This window comes from Shewanella sp. 11B5 (assembly GCF_002836795.1).
GTDB lineage: Bacteria > Pseudomonadota > Gammaproteobacteria > Enterobacterales > Shewanellaceae > Shewanella > Shewanella frigidimarina.
In genome coordinates this window covers 1-1,716 of the sequence record NZ_PJAP01000802.1, presented here as the reverse complement: position 1 = coordinate 1,716, position 1,716 = coordinate 1, and the positions used below count along the sequence as shown (strand labels likewise).

General features: G+C 42.9%; 1 protein-coding gene. It reads left to right on the top strand.

Translation table 11 applies throughout. From position 1 onward, the window contains the following. Window positions 1-240: 240 nt before the first annotated feature. Window positions 241-1,629, top strand: coding sequence for a sigma-54-dependent transcriptional regulator (locus tag CXF78_RS16595; RefSeq protein WP_011639325.1), 1,389 nt, complete (start codon window positions 241-243; stop codon window positions 1,627-1,629). Window positions 1,630-1,716: the final 87 nt, after the last annotated feature.

Here is a 1,716-nt window from a genome sequence, read left to right as displayed (position 1 = left end):
AAACATTAAGCCGTTTTGCTTAATTACCAATGCAATAAGCAAGTTAGATGCCAAGCAGTGTTAATGCAAATACAGTTCACGCATAAAATCGAAACTGTGAACTTGCTCCCAAGCTTTAATCATTTATCTTAGACAAATTGTCCCATGATCACTTTTCTGTGGTTCATAGTGACCAAGTGATGTGAATTCGATGATACAGTGGTGAAAAGCGCGACAAAATGTCCAAATAAGAGTCCATTTATGAGTCCAGATGAACATATCTCCCCAGTAAGCAAGACCACTATGTCGGTTCTTATCGTTGATGATGAGCCCGGTATGCGTAGTTTTTTGATGAAAGCCTTGGCAAAAAAGTTTGCCTTGGTAGAAACCGCCTCCACAATTGCCCAAGCAGAAGAATTACGCAGTCATGGCCATTTCGATTTGCTAATTGTTGATATTCGTTTGCCCGACCGTTCAGGTATTGAGTGGCATGAAGCGTTAGATGATCCCGAACGTCAATCTGATATCATTTTTATGACCGGTTATGCAGACATGGACGTGGCAATCAAAGCATTACGAGCAGGTGCCTCTGATTTCATCATGAAACCGTTTCACTTAGAGCAAATGATTACCGCCGTTGACCGCTGTATCGAAAAACGACTGCTAAAGCGTGAAAACTTTATGTTAAGGCGTGAACTGTCGCACGGACAGTCATCCACCATTATCGGCAACAGTGAAGCCATCCGCGATGTTAAAGAAGTCATTGAACGAATCGCACCGACTAACGCAGTGGTATTAATTGAGGGCGAATCAGGCACAGGCAAAGAGCTGGTGGCCAGACAATTACATCAACAGAGTGGCCGAAGTGGTGCGTTTGTACCAGTAAACTGTGGTGCCATCGCTCCTGAATTGTTAGCAAGTGAACTATTCGGCCATACAGCGGGCGCTTTTACCGGGGCTAAAGGTAATCGTGAAGGGTTATTTAGTTATGCCTCGGGCGGCACGATATTTCTGGACGAAATTGGCGAAATGCCGATGAACATGCAAACCGCCTTACTCAGAGTGCTCGAACAACGTGCTATTCGTCCTGTAGGAAGCGAAAAAGAAATCGACATTAATGTGCGCGTTATCGCGGCCACTAATCGTTTATTAATTGATGAAGTTGAAGCGGGTCGTTTCAGACGTGATTTATTTTATCGTTTGAATGTATTGAACATTGTTATTCCATCTTTGCGCTCTCGGCCAGAAGATGTTGTTGAGCTTACCCATTATTTTACCTTGCAGTTGTCACAAGAGTTGGGCATTAAAGATGTTATTTGGAGCCACGAAGACCTACAAGTACTGCAACAGCATGATTGGCCCGGTAATATTCGTGAACTGCGTAATATGATTGAACGATGCATCCTATTAGGTAAACCGCCTGCGGAATATTGGAAGAAACCTGTGTCTGTTATGGTTAATGATGCGATGGGCTATCCGCTAAGTTGGCCATTAAAAGAAGTTGAAAAACAACATGTCACCAAAGTGGTCGATAGCCATAGTGGTAATAAATCTGCTGCAGCGCGAGATTTAGGTGTGTCACGAAAAACCTTAGATAGAAAATTTAAAGATTGGCTAACTCACGAAAAACAAGGTCTTGAGGAAGAATAAAAGTGGTGCATTCTACTGGTATTTTTACGCGAGTTTTTGGTATTAGTTGGCAGCAAATGCAGGCCAAAGTGCGTTATCGCATTTTGT